This window comes from Xanthomonas cannabis (genome assembly GCF_040616535.1).
GTDB classification, from domain to species: domain Bacteria; phylum Pseudomonadota; class Gammaproteobacteria; order Xanthomonadales; family Xanthomonadaceae; genus Xanthomonas; species Xanthomonas cannabis.
The window spans coordinates 201,521-217,721 of record NZ_CP136580.1 but is presented as its reverse complement, the minus strand read 5'-3'; the positions used below and the strand labels follow the sequence as shown (position 1 = coordinate 217,721).

At 66.7% G+C, this 16,201-nt stretch carries 14 protein-coding genes; 4 read left to right on the top strand and 10 right to left on the bottom strand.

What is annotated here, in order from left to right; translation table 11 throughout:
• Positions 1-80: 80 nt before the first annotated feature.
• Together phhA and RZV17_RS00900 are read left to right on the top strand one after the other, a co-directional pair.
• Entirely contained in the window at positions 81-971 is an 891-nt protein-coding gene (gene phhA / locus RZV17_RS00905) for a phenylalanine 4-monooxygenase (protein ID WP_355606426.1), read from the top strand.
• A 140-nt stretch (positions 972-1,111) separates the two neighbouring features.
• Entirely contained in the window at positions 1,112-1,756 is a 645-nt protein-coding gene (locus RZV17_RS00900) for a DUF4375 domain-containing protein (RefSeq protein WP_039407065.1), read from the top strand.
• 159 nt (positions 1,757-1,915) lie between these two features.
• Here the strand turns inward: RZV17_RS00900 and RZV17_RS00895 are convergent, their stop codons facing one another.
• The 10 genes from RZV17_RS00895 to RZV17_RS00850 form a co-directional block, all read right to left on the bottom strand.
• Complete coding sequence (locus RZV17_RS00895) at positions 1,916-3,034, bottom strand: GDSL-type esterase/lipase family protein (protein WP_123137587.1); 1,119 nt, start codon at positions 3,032-3,034, stop codon at positions 1,916-1,918.
• 291 nt (positions 3,035-3,325) lie between these two features.
• The gene (locus tag RZV17_RS00890; RefSeq protein WP_355606421.1) at positions 3,326-3,988 is read right to left on the bottom strand and encodes an RpiB/LacA/LacB family sugar-phosphate isomerase; all 663 of its coding nucleotides are present in this window, start codon (positions 3,986-3,988) and stop codon (positions 3,326-3,328) included.
• Positions 3,989-4,277: 289 nt separating this feature from the next.
• Positions 4,278-5,033: a 2-dehydro-3-deoxy-D-gluconate 5-dehydrogenase KduD gene (gene kduD / locus RZV17_RS00885; protein ID WP_039407056.1), complete on the bottom strand. Its 756-nt coding sequence runs from the start codon at positions 5,031-5,033 to the stop codon at positions 4,278-4,280.
• Between the two features lie 174 nt (positions 5,034-5,207).
• The gene (kduI, locus tag RZV17_RS00880; RefSeq protein ID WP_047695036.1) at positions 5,208-6,062 is read right to left on the bottom strand and encodes a 5-dehydro-4-deoxy-D-glucuronate isomerase; all 855 of its coding nucleotides are present in this window, start codon (positions 6,060-6,062) and stop codon (positions 5,208-5,210) included.
• 503 nt (positions 6,063-6,565) lie between these two features.
• Positions 6,566-7,624 carry a LacI family DNA-binding transcriptional regulator gene (locus tag RZV17_RS00875; RefSeq protein ID WP_029218312.1) on the bottom strand — a complete coding sequence of 353 codons (1,059 nt, stop codon included), beginning with the start codon at positions 7,622-7,624 and terminating at the stop codon, positions 6,566-6,568.
• A 141-nt stretch (positions 7,625-7,765) separates the two neighbouring features.
• The gene (locus tag RZV17_RS00870) at positions 7,766-9,349 is read right to left on the bottom strand and encodes a family 43 glycosylhydrolase (protein ID WP_355606417.1); all 1,584 of its coding nucleotides are present in this window, start codon (positions 9,347-9,349) and stop codon (positions 7,766-7,768) included.
• A gap of 196 nt (positions 9,350-9,545) precedes the next feature.
• Positions 9,546-10,829, bottom strand: a complete 1,284-nt coding sequence (locus RZV17_RS00865; RefSeq protein ID WP_047695038.1) for a TRAP transporter large permease — start codon at positions 10,827-10,829, stop codon at positions 9,546-9,548.
• Positions 10,829-11,350 (bottom strand): TRAP transporter small permease, encoded by a 522-nt coding sequence (locus RZV17_RS00860; protein WP_047695039.1) that lies wholly within the window; start codon positions 11,348-11,350, stop codon positions 10,829-10,831. Before RZV17_RS00860 ends, RZV17_RS00865 begins: the two co-directional genes overlap by 1 nt.
• 10 nt (positions 11,351-11,360) lie before the next feature.
• On the bottom strand, positions 11,361-12,359 hold the full coding sequence (locus RZV17_RS00855) for a TRAP transporter substrate-binding protein (RefSeq protein ID WP_104580263.1): 999 nt from the start codon (positions 12,357-12,359) through the stop codon (positions 11,361-11,363).
• Between the two features lie 37 nt (positions 12,360-12,396).
• Positions 12,397-13,218, bottom strand: a complete 822-nt coding sequence (locus RZV17_RS00850) for a 2-keto-4-pentenoate hydratase (RefSeq protein ID WP_039407037.1) — start codon at positions 13,216-13,218, stop codon at positions 12,397-12,399.
• Between the two features lie 138 nt (positions 13,219-13,356).
• Between RZV17_RS00850 and RZV17_RS00845 the strand changes: the two genes are divergently transcribed.
• Together RZV17_RS00845 and RZV17_RS00840 are read left to right on the top strand one after the other, a co-directional pair.
• A complete protein-coding gene (locus RZV17_RS00845; protein WP_355606413.1) occupies positions 13,357-14,451 on the top strand; it encodes an alpha/beta hydrolase in 1,095 nt (364 codons plus the stop codon).
• The gene (locus RZV17_RS00840) at positions 14,448-16,067 is read left to right on the top strand and encodes a carboxylesterase/lipase family protein (protein WP_355606410.1); all 1,620 of its coding nucleotides are present in this window, start codon (positions 14,448-14,450) and stop codon (positions 16,065-16,067) included. Before RZV17_RS00845 ends, RZV17_RS00840 begins: the two co-directional genes overlap by 4 nt.
• The last annotated feature ends 134 nt before the right edge of the window (positions 16,068-16,201 follow it).

Genomic DNA, 16,201 nt, shown 5'->3' with positions numbered 1-16,201 from the left:
TCGCGGCACGCAAGGTTCGCAAGCCTCTTGCGTCGCGATCCGGATAAGGTGAACCGCTGCCGCCATGGGATTTCTACCGCATGAACACTGCCCCGCGCCGCGTCGAAAACCAGCTCACCGACAAGGGCTACGTGCCGGTCTACACAACCGCAGTGGTCAATCAGCCGTGGGACGGGTACAGCAGCGACGACCATGCCACCTGGGGCACGCTTTATCGCCGCCAGCGCGAGTTGCTGGTGGGCCGCGCCTGCGATGAGTTCCTGCAGGCGCAGGACGCGATGGGCATGGACGATCGGCAGATTCCACGCTTCGATGCGCTCAATGCCGTGCTGCAGGCGGCGACGGGCTGGACGCTGGTGGGGGTGGAAGGCCTACTGCCGGAGCTGGATTTCTTCGATCACCTGGCCAACAAGCGCTTCCCGGTGACGTGGTGGATCCGCCGGCCCGACCAGATCGACTACATCGCCGAACCGGATCTCTTCCATGACCTGTTCGGGCACGTGCCGCTGCTGATGAACCCGCTGTTTGCCGACTTCATGCAGGCCTATGGCCGTGGCGGGGTCAAGGCGCATGGCATCGGCGCGGACGCGCTGCAGAACCTGACGCGGCTGTACTGGTACACGGTGGAGTTCGGCCTGATCAAGACTGCGCAGGGGCTGCGGATCTACGGCGCCGGCATCGTCTCGTCCAAGGGCGAGTCGCTGTACTCGCTGGAGTCGGCTGCACCCAACCGTATTGGCTTTGATCTGCAGCGCATCATGCGCACCCGCTACCGCATCGACAGCTTCCAGAAGACCTATTTCGTCATCGACAGCTTTGCGCAGCTGATGGACGCCACCGCGCCCGACTTCACCCCGATCTACGCCGATCTCGCCCAGCAGGCGCAGGTGCCGGCCGGCGACGTGCTGGCAAGCGATCTGGCGTTCCAGCGCGGCACCGGCGAGGGCTGGAGCCGCGACGGCGACGTGTGAGGCACCGGCTGAAATCATGTGCTGCCCACTGCGGCGGCGTGAGGCGATGCATGCTGGTGACGCTGCGATGTGAAGCACACCGACTCGACACCGCTGCCACCGCGGACTAAGGTCAAGCCTCCCCACACCGCCTTCGCTCAATGGACCTGACGCATCTGCGTATCCGGCGCTTGGAGCTGGACGACACCCGCCTGCTGTTCACCCTGGCCAACGGCATCCGCATCGATGAGCCCATCCAGGCCCATCGCCTGTTGCTCAAGGCGACACCGCCGCAGCGTGCGCAATGGCAACTCACCGACGACGGCTTCGGGGTGAACTGGCCGGCGATCGCACCACCCACGCCCGAAGGCCTGCTCCACATGCCCGAGCTGCTGTGGCGCCGGCGTGCTGCACGCGCGCAGGCAAAACTGGCCACGCTGCGTGGACGCCTGGACGCGCTGACGCCGGGCGAACGTGAGCTGATCGCACTGGCCCGGCTGGATGCGGACATGAGCGAAAGCGGCTATGCGCGCTATTTCGACCGCTGGGATGCGGCCACCCGCAGCGACGCACTGCGCGGCCTTGCGGCCATGGGCGCAGCGCAGACGCGGCAGGCCATCGAAGGGCTGGGCGCGGTGTTCGAACGGCTGGAGGAAGACCCGGACCTGCTGAGCATCGAAGACATCCTCGACGCCATGAACGAGGCCGACCGCCAGCGCGTGCAGGGGTGGGAAGAGGTGTATTACCGCCGCCTCGGCGACCTGGCGCGCCTGGGCCTGACGCATTACGGCGTGGACAAGGCCTGAGGGCTTTGCCCGTGCTGCCTACTGCATGCAGGTACTGCATCGCCGGCTGTGGACCTGCAGCTTGCCGATCGCCGTGGTACGCCTGGCTGGTTCAACACACCGCTCAACGCGCGCGTGGAGTCGTCGACCGATGACGTCACCTGGTCGGCTTTACGCCGGTTATTTTTTCGGTATCTGCGTGTAGGCCAACAGCAGCACCAGCGGTTCCTCACCGATCTGCTGCAAGGCATGCGTGCTGCCAGGCCGCGTCAGTAGCGCGTCGCCGGCGCTGACGTCGTACTGCTTGCCATCCAGCGCGTACAAGCCGCGGCCGCTGACGATGTAATAGATCTCGTCCTTGTCGTGCAGGTGCAGGCCGATGCCGGCGCCCTTGTGCAGCACGCGCTTGCGCAGCACGAACTTCAGCTCCGGCGCGTCTGCGAAGAACGGGTAGGCCGTGGTGGGGCCGGCGCCGCCGTGGGGGCCGGGTTGTTCGCGGGCGAGATCGCGTTCGTGCAGCACCAGCGAGGGATACACCTGTGTGGCGCGTTGGGCGGCGGTGTCGGGTGCTGCGCCGCAGTCGGCATCGCGGCGTAGTTGCGTCTTGAGCTCGGGCTGCAGTTGCACCCAGCCGTGCACGACCAGGCAGGCGATGGCGGTGGCACCGGCGCGGCTGAAGTGGGTGCCGTCTGCCTTGTGTTGTTCGGGCACGAACAGGAAATACGGTTTGGCGGCCTGTTCGCCGAGTGCGCGGATCCAGTCGCTGGAACTGGCGTTGAGATCGATCAGGGCCACGCGTTCTTCGGCGGCCAGTTGCTGCATCGCCAGGGTGTAGCGGCCGTGCGTGTCGAGCAGCGCGCCGAAGTCGTAGAGCAGACGTGCGGCCGGGGTGATCAGGATCGGGGTGGCGCCGGTGTCGCGTGCGGTGGCGATATAGCGGCGCAGGAACTGCACGTAGTCGGTGGTGGGATCGGTGTAGCGCGTGGGATCTTCGCGCTTGGCGTCGTTGTGGCCGAACTGGATCAGCAGGATGTCGCCGCGTTGCAATTCTTTTGCGATGGCATCCAGGCGGCCTTCGGCGATAAAACTGCGCGTGCTGCGGCCGCCCTTGGCGTGGTTGTGCACCTGCCACTGCGCCGGGTCGAACCACTCCTGCAGCAGTTGGCCCCAGCCGGCTTGCGGCGCGCGCTCCGGGCCGTAATCGGCGGCGGTGGAATCGCCGGCGATGAAGATGTGGTGGGGTGCGGTGTGGGCAATGCTTGCAAAGAGCAGCAGCGATGCGAACAGCAGCAGACGCATGGTGGGCTCCGGGGAAATGCCAAGTACACGACGCTGTTCCTTCTCCCTTTGGGAGAAGGTGCCCGGAGGGCGGATGAGGGTGCGGGCCTACTGAAAATGCTGGACCGCCTTACTGTCGTCTCAAGTCTTTATCCGTTTGAGGCAACCGTCTTCCGCCATACCCTCACCCCAACCCCCGCTCCGCGCCCCTGCCCGCGCTAGCAGCGCGGACGCTCCAAGGTACGCGCGCCAACGGCGCGCAAGCGGTACCTTCTCGCCCCGGCGGGAGAGGGGCTCAAGCGCGTTTGCTAGTTACGCGGCGGCAGCTGCGGCTTCGGGCTTGCCCAGTACACCGGCGACGAAGTTGCGGATTTCCGCATCCTGGGCGTTGTCGAAGAGGCACTGCTGGAAACGCTCGCCGCCGATGGCCTGCTTGATCAGCTCCGGGTCGATGGTGCGCAGGCCGTCGAGGTACGACTTGGCGGTGGCCTGCTTGACCTGGGTCAGGATGCCGGCATTGGCGGCCTGCGATTCGCGACGTTCGGCCGGGTAGCCCAGGCCGCGCTCGCCGCTGAAGGCCTTTTCGAAGATGTAGCGCACGTTGATTTCCGCGCCCCAGCCGTAGCCCTTGGCGAATGCCAGCGACAGCGCGTTGCCGTTGTTGACCTGGGCGAACAGGTAGGCATCGGTCGGCTCGATGCAGTAGCCGCAGAACACGCCCGGGTGCGCGTTGAGCGACATCATGGCGCCCTGGCCGGTGCCGCAGCCGGCGACCACGAAGTCCACGGCCTTGGAGTTCAACAGCAGGCTGGCGACGATGCCCAGGTGGATGTAGGTCAGGCGGTGATCGTTGTCGCCGTCCATGCCGACGTTGAACACGCTGTGGCCCTGCTCGCTGGCGACGTCGTTGAGCTGCTGCAGGATCACCGGGTTCTTGGCGGCCTGGCTAAACTCATTCATGAGTGCGATTTTCATGGGAATGCTCCGATTGGTTGGGAAAGAGTGGTTCGAAAAAAGATGAAGGCGATGGTGCCGCCGCGAGGTGTTTTCGGTTGCGCTGCCCGTCCGGGGCGTTGGCGCTAGAGATAACCAAGACGTGACCAATACGTTGCGCGCCGTTGATCGCGGTTGCGGGCGAGGGCTGCCCTCATCCGCCCTTCGGGCACCTTCTCCCGCAGGCGGGAGAAGGACACCACATCGCGGCAACACCAGGGGCGGCGGCGGCGCGCGCTGGACGGTGCGCGCCGCCGCCGTGCGATCTGGATCAGCGTGCCAGCCAGCCGCCGTCGACCGGGATGATGGCGCCGTTGACGTAATCCGAGGCGCTGCTGGCCAGGAACACCGCGGTGCCGCCAAGGTCGGACGGCTCGCCCCAGCGCGCGGCCGGGATGCGATCGAGGATGGCCTTGTTGCGATCCTGGTCGGCACGCAGCTGCGCGGTGTTGTCGGTGGCCATGTAGCCCGGCGCAATGGCATTGGTGGTCACGCCCTTGCTGGCCCATTCGTTGGCGAGCAGGCGGGTGATGCCGGCAATGCCGGACTTGCTGGCGGTGTAGGACGGGACACGGATACCGCCCTGGAACGACAGCATCGAGGCGATGTTGATGATCTTGCCGCGGCCCTGGGCGATGAAGTGGCGGCCGGCGGCCTGCGCCATGAAGAACGCCGACTTCAGGTTGACGTTGAGCACGTCGTCCCAATCCTGCTCGCTGAAATCGACCGCGTCGGTGCGGCGGATCAGGCCAGCGTTGTTGACCAGGATGTCCAGCCCGCCCAGCCCGGCGATGGTCTCGTCGACGATGCGTTGCACCGGTTCGATGCTGATCAGGTTGGCTTCGATGGCGAGGAAGCGACGGCCCAGCGCCTTGACCTTCTGTTCGGTCTCGGTGGGCGCCTGGATGCCGGCGGCAGCGATGTCGGCGCCGGCCTGCGCCAGTGCCAGCGCGATGCCCTGGCCCAAGCCCGTATTGGCACCGGTGACCAGTGCGACCTTGCCTTCGAGACTGAACGGATTGCTCATTACCTTGTCGCTCCTGCTGGATGTGCCGTGATGTGATGAGTGAACCGCGCGATGCGCGGCCGATTGCATTGTTCAAACGGGTGCAGTGCCAGCGCCGGATGGAGGGCGCTGACGCTGCCGGCGCCTAGCGCGATCGAGGCGACGCTGTGGTGCCGGCCTTGCTGAAACGCGGGCTTACTTGAGCTGGCAGATGTCCAGCACGTGCATGTCGGTGTAATCCAGGTTTTCGCCGCCCATCGCCCAGATGAAGGCGTAATTGCTGGTGCCGGCGCCCATGTGGATGGACCACGGCGGCGACACCACCGCTTCGTTGTTCTGGATCACGATGTGGCGCTGCGCGTCGGGCTCGCCCATGAAGTGGTAGACGCGGTCGTTGGCGCCGAGGTCGAAATAGAAATACACCTCGCTGCGGCGGTCGTGCAGATGCGGCGGCATAGTGTTCCAGACGCTGCCCGGCTTGAGCACGGTCAGCCCCAGCAGCAACTGCGAGGACTGGCAGGTGGCCGGCACGATGTACTGGTAGATGGTGCGCTCGTTGCTGGTTTCCAGCGCGCCCCGGTCCAGTGCCACCGCATCCTTGATCGACAGCTGCTTGGTCTCGAAGCGCGCATGCGCCGGTGTCGAGGCCAGGTAGAACTTGGCCGGGTTGGCGGCATCGTCCGAGGCGAAGCTGACATCGGTACTGCCCATCGCCACGTACAGGCCGTCCTTCGGCCCCAGCGTGTAGGCGGTGCCGTCCACGGTCACGGTGCCGGCGCCCGCGCCGACGTTGATCACGCCCAGCTCGCGGCGCTCCAGAAATGCGTGACCGGCGGCCGATGCCGGCTCGGTCTGCTTGGGCAGCTCCACTGCGGTGCCCAGCGGTGCGGCGCCACCGAGCACGAAGCGCTCGTAGTGGGTGTATTTGAGGGTCACCGCACCGTCGACGAACAGGCCGTCGAGCAGATACAGCTCGCGCAGGTCGTCGTTGCTGGCGCCTTTGATGGCGTCCGGGTGCGTGGCGTAGTGGGTCTTGCAGTACAGGGACATGCGCGATCTCCGGGGCAAGCGGGGGGAAAGAGGGCTTGCACCGGGGTAGTCTACCGGCTCTGGTTAACCGGTGTCATTGCGCAGTGCAAGATGGAGCTGTGGCGGAATGGGAACCCCTTCTCCCGTCGGGAGAAGGTGGCGCGTAGCGCCGGATGAGGGTGCGAGGCTGCGGATGGTGTTGGGTGCGCAGCCTGGTGGTCGGGTAGAGGCGTATGTGGACCTGCTACCAAGGCTCGCGGCTTGGCTTTTTTGGATGGCTGTCTGCCGCCTTGCCCTCACCCCAACCCCTCTCCCGCCGGCGGGAGAGGGGCTTAGAGCGCTTCTCCTGCAGGGAGAGGGGCTTTGTCGCAGCGATCGGTGGACTGCCTTCCCCCGCCTGCGGGGGAAGGTGCCCGAAGGGCGGATGGGGGCCGCCGTGCGGGGCTGCAGTTGTCACCTTGACGGGCGCGCCGTCCCGCAAGGAGCGGAAGGCCCGTACCGCGTGGGGTCGCGGCTCGGGGCGCTCAATCTTCCGGCGGTTGGCAGGAGTCGCGCACGATCAGGTGCGGGCGCACGCTGGCGGTGGGCAGTTGCGGGGCGTTGTCCGGCTGGATCAGCATGGCGGCGGCGGTGCGGCCGGTGTCGCGGGTGTGGCGGCGCACCGAGGTGAGCGGTGGCCACAGGCGCGAGGCCAGCGAGCTGTCGTCGTAGCCGATCACCGAGAGCTGGCGCGGGATGCTGATGCCGGCGCGCAGGGCGACCTTGTAGATACCGGCGGCCATTTCGTCGTTACCGGTGAAGATGGCGGTGGGGCGCTTCTTGCCCAGCAGCAGCTTTTCGGCCGCGGCCACGCCGGATTCGAAGGTGTAGCCGGCTTCCACGATGCGCTCGGGCGGCAGTTCGATGCCGCGCCGGGTCAGTGCGTCGGCAAAGCCCGAGGTGCGTTCGATCGAGGAGCGGTAGGCGCTGGGGCCGGTGACCAGGGCGATGTCGCGGTGGCCGAGCGAGAGCAGGTAATCGGCCGCTTCGGCCGCACCGTCGCGGTCGTGGGTGATCACCGTCTGCGAGGTGGCGTCCAGCGCGATCGAGGCGATGCGGGTGTAGCGGCAGCCGATTTCGGCCAGCATGTCGGCCAGCGCCTGGTCTTCGGAGGCGCGTGGCACCAGGATCACCCCGTGCAGCTTCTGCGCCTGCGCAAAGCGACGCACGCCCTCGATGTAGCCGGGGCTGCGGCTGTCGCAGGGGTGCACCACCAGCTCGAAGCTGGAGCCGCGCAGCGCGTCCAGCGCGCCGTACTGCATGTCCACGATGTACTGGGCGGTGGGGTTATCGTAGACCATGCCGATCAGAAACGAGCGCCGGAACGCCAGCCCGCGCGCCAGCGGGTCGGGCGCGTAGCCCACCTCACGCATCAGCGCCTCGACCTTCTCGCGGGTGTCCTGCCGCACCAGCGGCGAGTTGTTGATGATCCGCGACACGGTCTTCTTGGACACGCCCGACATGCGGGCGATGTCGTTGATCGTGGCTACCTTGCCCTTCGGCAGGCCGGGCATTCCCTCTTCAGGCATCTTGCGGGCGGGCATAGCGGTCAACCGTTGAAGTTGATTGGATTCTACCGGCCACAGGGCCGGCAGACCTGAGCGCAGCCTGCCGAGAGCGCAGGCCCGCCATGCAGGGCCTGTCGCGGCAGGCCTCGCCGCGGCATGCCCGACGATGCAGAACGGTCAGTCCAGGGCGCGGTAGCGGAAGTTGCGGAACTCCACCTGGCCGGGGCCTGCGGCATACAGCGCCGGCTTCAAGGCCAGGAACTTGCCGGCCACGTTGTGGTGGTAGCCGGACACCTCCATCTGCACCGGGTACTTGGTCCACGCCTTGCCGTCGGTGCTGCTGTGGATGGTGACGATGTGGCGGTTGTTGGTGACCCGTAGCCACAAGGTGCCACCGGTAGCACTGGGCGCCAGCGTGCCGGGGCGTTCTTCGCCGTAGCGGTGCATGACGAAGTTTTCGCCATTGCTGCCCACGCCGGCGTAGAGCTTGTCGCTGTAGAACAGCAGCGCCCCGCCCTGCCCGCCCGGCGCCACCGTCATCTGCACCTCGAACTGGTAGGCGGGGTCGGTGGCGATCACCGTCAGCGGCGAGGCATTGCGCGGGGCGTTGCCCTTGCCCTGCAGGCGCAGCACGCCATCGCCCACCTGCAGGCGCTTGGCCTCATCGGCGGCCGGGTTGAAAAACGCCCACTGCGGGCCGAGCGTGGCGGCACGGAAGTCGTCCGACAGCGCCAGGCCGTGTTGCAGCGCCTGGCCGCTGGGTTTTTTCAGCGGGGTGCCCAGGTCGCCGCCCTTGGCGACGAACCAGCCGTCCGGGGTCCATTCGATCGGGTCCAGCAGCGCCTGCCGGCCCAGCGTCCAGAAGCCGTGTTCGTAGCCGTGGTAAAGCATCCACCAGCGCTTGTCGGTGCCTTCCACCAGGGTGGCGTGGCCACGCGACCACCACGGCTCGTCGGCGCTCTTGGTGCGGGTGATCGGGTTGTTGGGCGCGTTCTGCCAGGGCCCGTGGATGGAGCGCGAGCGCGCGGTGATCACCATATGCCCGGTCGGCGGGCCGGCGGTGCCGCCCACGGCGGTGGTCATGTAGTACCAGCCGTTGTGGCGGGTGATCTTGGGGCCTTCCTGGGCGTAGCCTTCCACGTCCCAGCTTTCCGGGTATTTCCAGCCGTCGTACACGTGCTTGGGCGTGCCGACCACCTTGAGGCCGTCGTCGGAGAGCTGCACATAATCGCCGCCGCTCAGGAACAGATAGCGCTTGCCGTCTTCGCCCACTGCATGGCCGGGGTCGATGTACCTGCCCAGGCCGATATCGATCGGCGCGCTCCACGGGCCCTTGATGTCGTCGGCCCACACCACGAAGTTGCTGCGCTCGCCCTGGTCGCCACGCCGGGCCGGGAAGTAGATGTAATAGCGCTTGCCGTGCTTGATCAGATCCGGTGCCCAGATCGCACCGACATTCTGGGTAATGGCATGGCCCAGCGGCTGCCAGTTGACCAGATCGCGCGAATGCCAGATCGGCAGGCCCGGGTAGGCATCGAACGAGGACAGCGTGAGGTAGTAATCGTCGCCGTCCTTGAGCACGGACGGGTCAGGATGGTCGCCGGCCAGCACCGGGTTGAGGAAGGTGCCGTTGCCCTGGTCGGCAATGCGCTGATGCTCGATGCCGCGCTTCCAGTCGGCCGCGGCGCTCAGCCCGGTGCACAGCAACAGTCCGCCAGCCAGCAGCCAACGCAGACGGGGTGAGGTGATACGCATACGCATGCTTTCTCCTGGTCCCCGCAGTGCGGGGCGATACGGTTGCCGGCGGGCAATGCCACCGGTTAACCGGATGAGGCGGAACCCTCCCGCCAGCAGCGATGCCCAACCCACGCAAGGCATCGCGCGTGCCTGGCAGGCGGGTATACGGCCCGATTGCCGTACCGATCCGCGCCTGCCAGGCACACCGTCGCTCAGGTCCTCATGCGCGCAAGGCGCGTGGCAACCACAGCGACAATTCGGGGAAAAACGCCACGATCAACAGCACGCACAGCGCCGCCAGCCAGAACGGCCAGATGGTGCGCATGCTTTGCGCGATGGTGATCTGGCCGATGGAAGTGCCGATGAACAGCACCGAGCCGATCGGCGGGGTGATCAGGCCGATACCGCCGGCCAGCACCATTACCAGACCGAAGTGGATCGGGTCGATGCCATAGGCCTTGACCACCGGCAGGAAGATCGGCGTGCAGATCAGGATCTTCGGCGCCAGGTCCATGAACATGCCCAGCAGCAACAGCATCACCACGATCATCAACAGCACCATGTTCTTGCTGTCGGCGATGGCCTGCAGGAACTTCACCGCGGCGGCAGGTACCTGCAGATAGGCCAGCAACCAACCGAACACCGCCGCGGTGGCGATCACGAACAGGATCACGCCGGTGGTGCGCGCGGCATGCGTGACAGCCGCGAAGAACTCGGCCCAGCGCAGCTGCCGATACAGCAGCGCGGTGACGATCAGCGCGTACACCACCGCGATCGCCGCACTCTCCACCGCGGTAAAGATGCCGGCGCGAATACCGATGAAGATCAGCGCCACCAGGCCCAGGCCCGGCAATGCACCGAACAGGCGCAATGCCACCGCACGCCAGCCCGGGAACGGCTCGGTGCCGTAGCCGCGATGGCGCGCCACCGCATAGCCGGTGACCATCATCGCTGCAGTCATCAACAACGCGGGGAAGATGCCGGCCGCGAACAGATCGGCAATCGACAGGCCGCCGCCGGCCGCGGCCGAAAACAGGATCAGGTTATGCGAGGGCGGCACCAGCAAGGCCACCAGTGCGGCGGTCATGCTGACGTTCACCGCGTAATCGCGGTCGTAACCGCGCTTGATCATCTGCGGAATCATGGTGCCGCCAACGGCCGAGACGTCGGCGATGGCAGAACCGGACACGCCGCCGAAGAACAACGACGACAGCACGCTGACCTGGCCCAGGCCGCCACGCACGCGCCCCACCAACGACGACGCCAACGCGATCAGGCGTTCGGAAATGCCACCGCGCAACATCAGCTCGCCGGCGAAGATAAACAGCGGAATGGCAATCAACGACGCCGAGCCGCTGCCGGCGGAAATCTGCTGCACCAGCACCACCGTGGGCAGGTCCAGATACAGCAGCGTGGCCAGCGCGGCCGCACCCAGCGCATACGCCACCGGCACGCCGATCAGCAGCAGCACCACAAAGGTTCCCAACAACATGGCGATGCCCATCAGCGCACTCCTCCAACATGGACCGGGCGCAGCACACGCCACAACTTGAACAACGCGAACAGCACCATCAGCGCACCGCCGATCGACAGCGGCAGGTAGTTGATGCTCTGCGGCATCTGCGCGCCGGCCATCTTGATATCCAGGCCATCGAGCAGCAGCGCCGCGCTCCACCACGCCAGCACCGCGCCGATGGACATGATCATCAGCGGGCGGATCACTTCGAACAGTTTGCGCACCAGCGGCGGCACGTGTTCGCCCAGCAGGTAGAAGCCGAAATGGCGGTTTGTGTGCACGCCGGCGGCAGCGCCCAGGCTCAGTGCGGTGCTCAGCAACAGCAAGGTCACCGGCTCGGTCCAGCTGGGCGAGTCGTTGAGCACGTAGCGGGTAAACACCTGCCAGCCCTGCACGACCACCAGGCCCAGCAGCGCCAGCGACGCCACGCCAACGGCGATATCGGAAACGCGGTCCAGCGCGCGCTGCAACGGCGCGACCGGGACGGCGAGAGTCTCGGGTTCGGTCATCGGGTCACCTCTATGCAAAATCGCGGATGCGGCGGTACAGCGCTTCGATCTCCGGCTGCTTGCGGTATTCGGCCAGCAGCGGGGCGGAGGCGGCGCGGAAGGCCGGCATGTCGACCTGGTTGAGCTTTACGCCGTAGTCGATCACCTGCTTGCGCGCCACCGTTTCCGACGCATCCCACAAGTTGCGCATCACCGGCACCGAGGCGCGCGCCAGTTCCACCACCAGGCCGCGGTCGGCCGGGCTCAGCGATTCGAAGCTGGCGCGCGACATCACCAGGATGTCCGGCGCGTAGGAATGCTCGCTTTGCGACCAGTAATGCGCGGCTTCGAAATGCCGGCTGGACTGGAAGCTGCGCATGTTGTTTTCCGCACCGTCGATCATGTGCGTTTCCATCGCCGAAAACGTCTCGCCCAGCGACATCGGCGTGGGGTTGGCGCCCAGCATGCGCATCAGCTTGAGAAAGATATCCGACGAAGCCACACGCAGCTTCAGGCCCTTGAGATCTTCCGGGCGGTGCAGCGGATGCTTGGTGTTGTAGAAGCAGCGCGCGCCCGAATCGTAGATGGCGAGACCCACCAGATCGCGCTGCTCGAAGCTGCGCAACACGCTGTCGCCGACATGGCCGTCGATGGCACGGCGCAGATGCGGCACCGAGTCGAATACGTACGGCAGGCACAGCGCCTGGGTGAGCGGAAAGGTGTTGTTCAACGCGCCCGAATACACGCGGGTGATGTCGATGGCACCGAAGCGCGCCATGTCGATCGCCTCGGACTCGCGGCCCAGCTGGCCGGAGTGGTACTGGCGCAGCTTGAGCCGGCCGTTGGTGCGTGCCTCGAGCTGCTTGCCGAACCAGCGCACCGCTTCCACGGTGGGGTAATCGCCCACGTGCACATCGGTGGCGGTGAGCAGCTGCCCACCGGGAATTGGCGTGGTGGCGCCGGCGCCCAGCCACGGGGCAGCGGCGGCGGCGCCGAGCCCGGCACCGAGAAAATGTCTGCGTGTGATCATTGGCGCCCTCCCAAGCGTCTGGTCACGGGGCCCGCACCTAGTTGGCGGACACAGCCGTACAGGAAATGTCGCCGATGCCGGCGAAGCGAATCAGGGCATGCTGTCCCACTTCGATGTCGTGGATACCGGTGGCATTGCCAGTGGCAATGAGATCACCGCGCTTGAGCGGGCGCCCGCGCTGGGCCGAACGGCTGAGCGCAAATGCGTACGCCGCACGCAACCCGCCGGGAAGCGTGGTGGCACCGCCGGTGCCGACCACCTGGTCGTCGATCAGGGTTTCGGCAGTCAGCGCAGTCTCTTCGCGGTCCAGCCAATCGGTCACTTCCGGCCCCAGGATCAGGCCGTTGTTGTTGCCGAAGTCGGAGATCACCACCCGCGGGCCCAGCTTGTTGATGGTCGCCAGCGGGCTGCTGGCGATTTCCACGCCGATGAACAGCCGCGCCGGCAATGCGGCGGCCTCGTCGGCGGTGTAGTGCGTCTTGCCGCTGGGAGCATCGGCCTCCAGCCGCAGCACGTACTCGGCTTCCACCGCGCCGAAGCCGCCGACATAGATCGGGAACTCGGTTGTTCCACCGGTAGCATTCCAGAGCTTCTGAGAGAAGATCGGGCCCAGCAGCCGTTCGTCGCCGGAGGCATCGCGGCGCTCTGCGGCGATGTAGCCCACCTTCCAGCCCACCACCTGGTCATGCCACTGGCTGATGGCGATGTCCTGCACCTGGTACGCAGTGACCAGATCGTCCGGGATTTGCCCGGGAAAGTCGGGCAGTGAAGCCCCGGCGCGGCGGGCCTCCACAAAGCGTTGGGCGATGTCGGACAACGCGGATGTGGACGTTGGCGGGGTGGCGGCGTCGTTGCTCAAGGGTGTCTCCCTGATAGGTGTTTTATTGCACTGCCAATCGACAGCGGCACGGTGTGCTGTATATGGTAAACCGGTGTCATTGGCAATGTGCAGTGCGGCATTGTGACCGCGATAACGAACTGGCCCTGGGAGGGGTGGATGCAACAGACATGTCGCAAACGCAGGGGCAGCGGGCTTTTGCACGCGTTGCGCCGAACAATGACGGTGGCCCTGGGCGCGCTCGCCCTGGTTGCTACCCCGGCGTGGTCGGCGGAGGTGGCCAGCGCCGACACCGCAGCCGAACAAGCCAGCCGCATCGGCCTGTGGCCGCGCGCACTGGCACCGGGAGACACCGCGTTGCCGCAGCCGCAGCGCATTGTCGACCGCAGCAGCGATGCCGCCCTGCCCGACCGTTACATCCAGAACATCAGCGACCCATACCTGGTGGTCTACCGCCCCAGGCGGCCCAACGGCACCGCGCTACTGGTCACCCCCGGCGGCGGCTATCAACGCATCGTGCTGGACAACGAAGGCAGCGCGCTGGTGCCCAGCTTCGTCGACCAGGCCGGCATCACCTTGTTCGTGCTGCGCTACCGCTTGCCGGGCGAAGGCCACCCCAACGGTGCCGACGTGCCGCTGGCCGATGCGCAACGTGCGCTGCGGCTGATCCGCGCCAACGCGGCGCGCTACGGCATCGATACGCAGCGCGTGGGGGTGATGGGCTTTTCGGCCGGCGGCCACGTTGCCGCCAGCCTGGGCACGCGCTACGCCGCGCAGGTATATCCACCGGTGGATGCGGCCGATGCGCTGAACGCGCGGCCGGATTTCCAGCTGCTGGTCTACCCGGTCATCGACATGGACAGCGCCAACGCGCACATGGGCTCGCGCGAACGCCTGCTCGGCAAGGCGCCCAGCGCGGCGCAGGTCAGCGCGTATTCCCCGCAGTTGCACGTGGATGCGCGCACCCCGCCGACATTTTTGCTGCATGCGCAGGACGACACCGTGGTGTCGGTACGCAACAGCCTGCTGATGTACGACGCGCTGCTGCGCGCCGGCGTGCCGAGCGAGCTGCATGTCTTCCCGCAGGGCGGCCATGGCTTCGGCAGCGGCCGTATCAGCGGGCTGACGCTGGCCGCATGGCCGCAGCTGGCGCAGGCATGGATTGCGCATGTGACCAAGGCGCAGACAGCTGCAGCGGCACAGGCACCGGGCTCGGTACCAGCAGATGCATCTGCAAAGGACGCGGCGCGATGACAGCGCCGTCCATGCCCGACGTGCGCCGACGCACGCTGTTGCGCAGTGGATTGCTCGCCAGTGCCGCCGTCGCGCTGCCGGGTTTCGCCGGTGCCGCGGCGCCGCCGCCACGCGATGACAGCGCCCCGCTCGCACGCGTGCGTGGCGGTGCGGTGCGCGGCTATCGCGACCAGGGCATCTGTGTATTCAAGGGCATCGCGTATGGCGGCGATACCGCGGCGCGGCGCTTCCAGGCGCCGTTGCAGGAAACGCCGTGGCAGGACGTGCGCGATGCCACCGGCTTCGGCGCTGCGGCGCCACAACCCAAGGCCAGCGAGCCCACCAGCGAGGACTGCCTGTTCCTCAACGTGTGGACGCCCGGCCTGCGCGATGGCGGCAAGCGGCCGGTGCTGGTCTATCTCCACGGCGGCGGCTACACCACCGGTTCCGGCAGCGACCCGCTCTACGACGGCGTGCGCCTGTGCACGCGCGGCGATGTGGTGGTGGTCACGGTCAATCACCGGCTCAACCTGTTCGGCTACCTGTCGCTGGCGCAGCTGGGCGATGCGAGCTTCGCCGATTCGGGCAATGCCGGGCAGCTGGACCTGATCCAGGCGCTGCACTGGGTGCGCCAGCATGCGGCCGAATTCGGTGGCGATGCCGGCAATGTCACCGTATTCGGCCAATCTGGCGGCGGCGCCAAGATCGCCACGCTGATGGCAATGCCGGCCGCGCGCGGGCTGTTCCATCGCGCCTGGACCATGAGCGGGCAGCAGGTCACCGTGGCAGGCCCGCGCGCGGCCACCCAGCGCGCGCAGCTGCTGCTGGACGCATTGAAGATTGCGCCAGGCGATCTGGCGCGGCTGCGCACTGTGCCGGTGGCGGACCTGCTGGCCGCCGCACAGGTGCGCGACCCGTCGCGGGTGGAAAACAGCGCGCTGTATTTCGGCCCGGTCCTGGATGCGCGCAACGTGCCGGTGCATCCGTTCTGGCCGACCGCGCCGCTGCAATCGGCGCGCATTCCGATGGTGATCGGCAATACCCGCGATGAGACGCGCGGCTTTCTCGGCAACGATGCAAAAAACTTTGCGCTGAGCTGGGATGAGTTGCCGGCCAAGCTGGAAGCGCAGCAGTACGTGGACCTATTGCCGCAGGTGGTGATTGCCGAATACAGGCGGCTGTATCCGCAGTACTCGCCTTCGCAGGTGTTCTTTGCCGCGACTACCGCCGGCCGCTCGTGGCGTGGCGCGATCGAAGAAGCCGAAGCGCGTGCGCGTCAGGGCGCGCCCACCTGGGTCTATCAACTGGATTGGGGCTCGCCGCTGGAGGGCGGCAAGTTCGGCGCCTTCCACACGCTGGATATTCCGCTGGTGTTCGACACAATCGCCCAACCCGGCTCGCGCACCGGCAACAGCATTGATGCGCAACGCATGGCCGATCAGATGAGCGATGCGCTGATCGCGTTCGCGCGGCATGGCGACCCGAACCACCGCGGCGCACCGCACTGGAAGCCGTATTCGCTGCAACGGCGCGAGACGCTGCTGTTCGACGTGCCGAGCCGGCTGGCCAACGACCCGCGCGGCGGCGAACGGCGGCTATACCAGCAGGCCCCCTTCATCCAGCGCGGTACGTTCTGACCATTCTGTTTTGGAACAACAACGGACGTGCCGGATGGTCGCCACTCGCATGAAGGCGTTCTGCGTGGAAACACAAGCAGCCCCTGATACATGCCAGTTCAGGCAGCGGCTGCGCCCCAGCTGCGCTGCGCAGC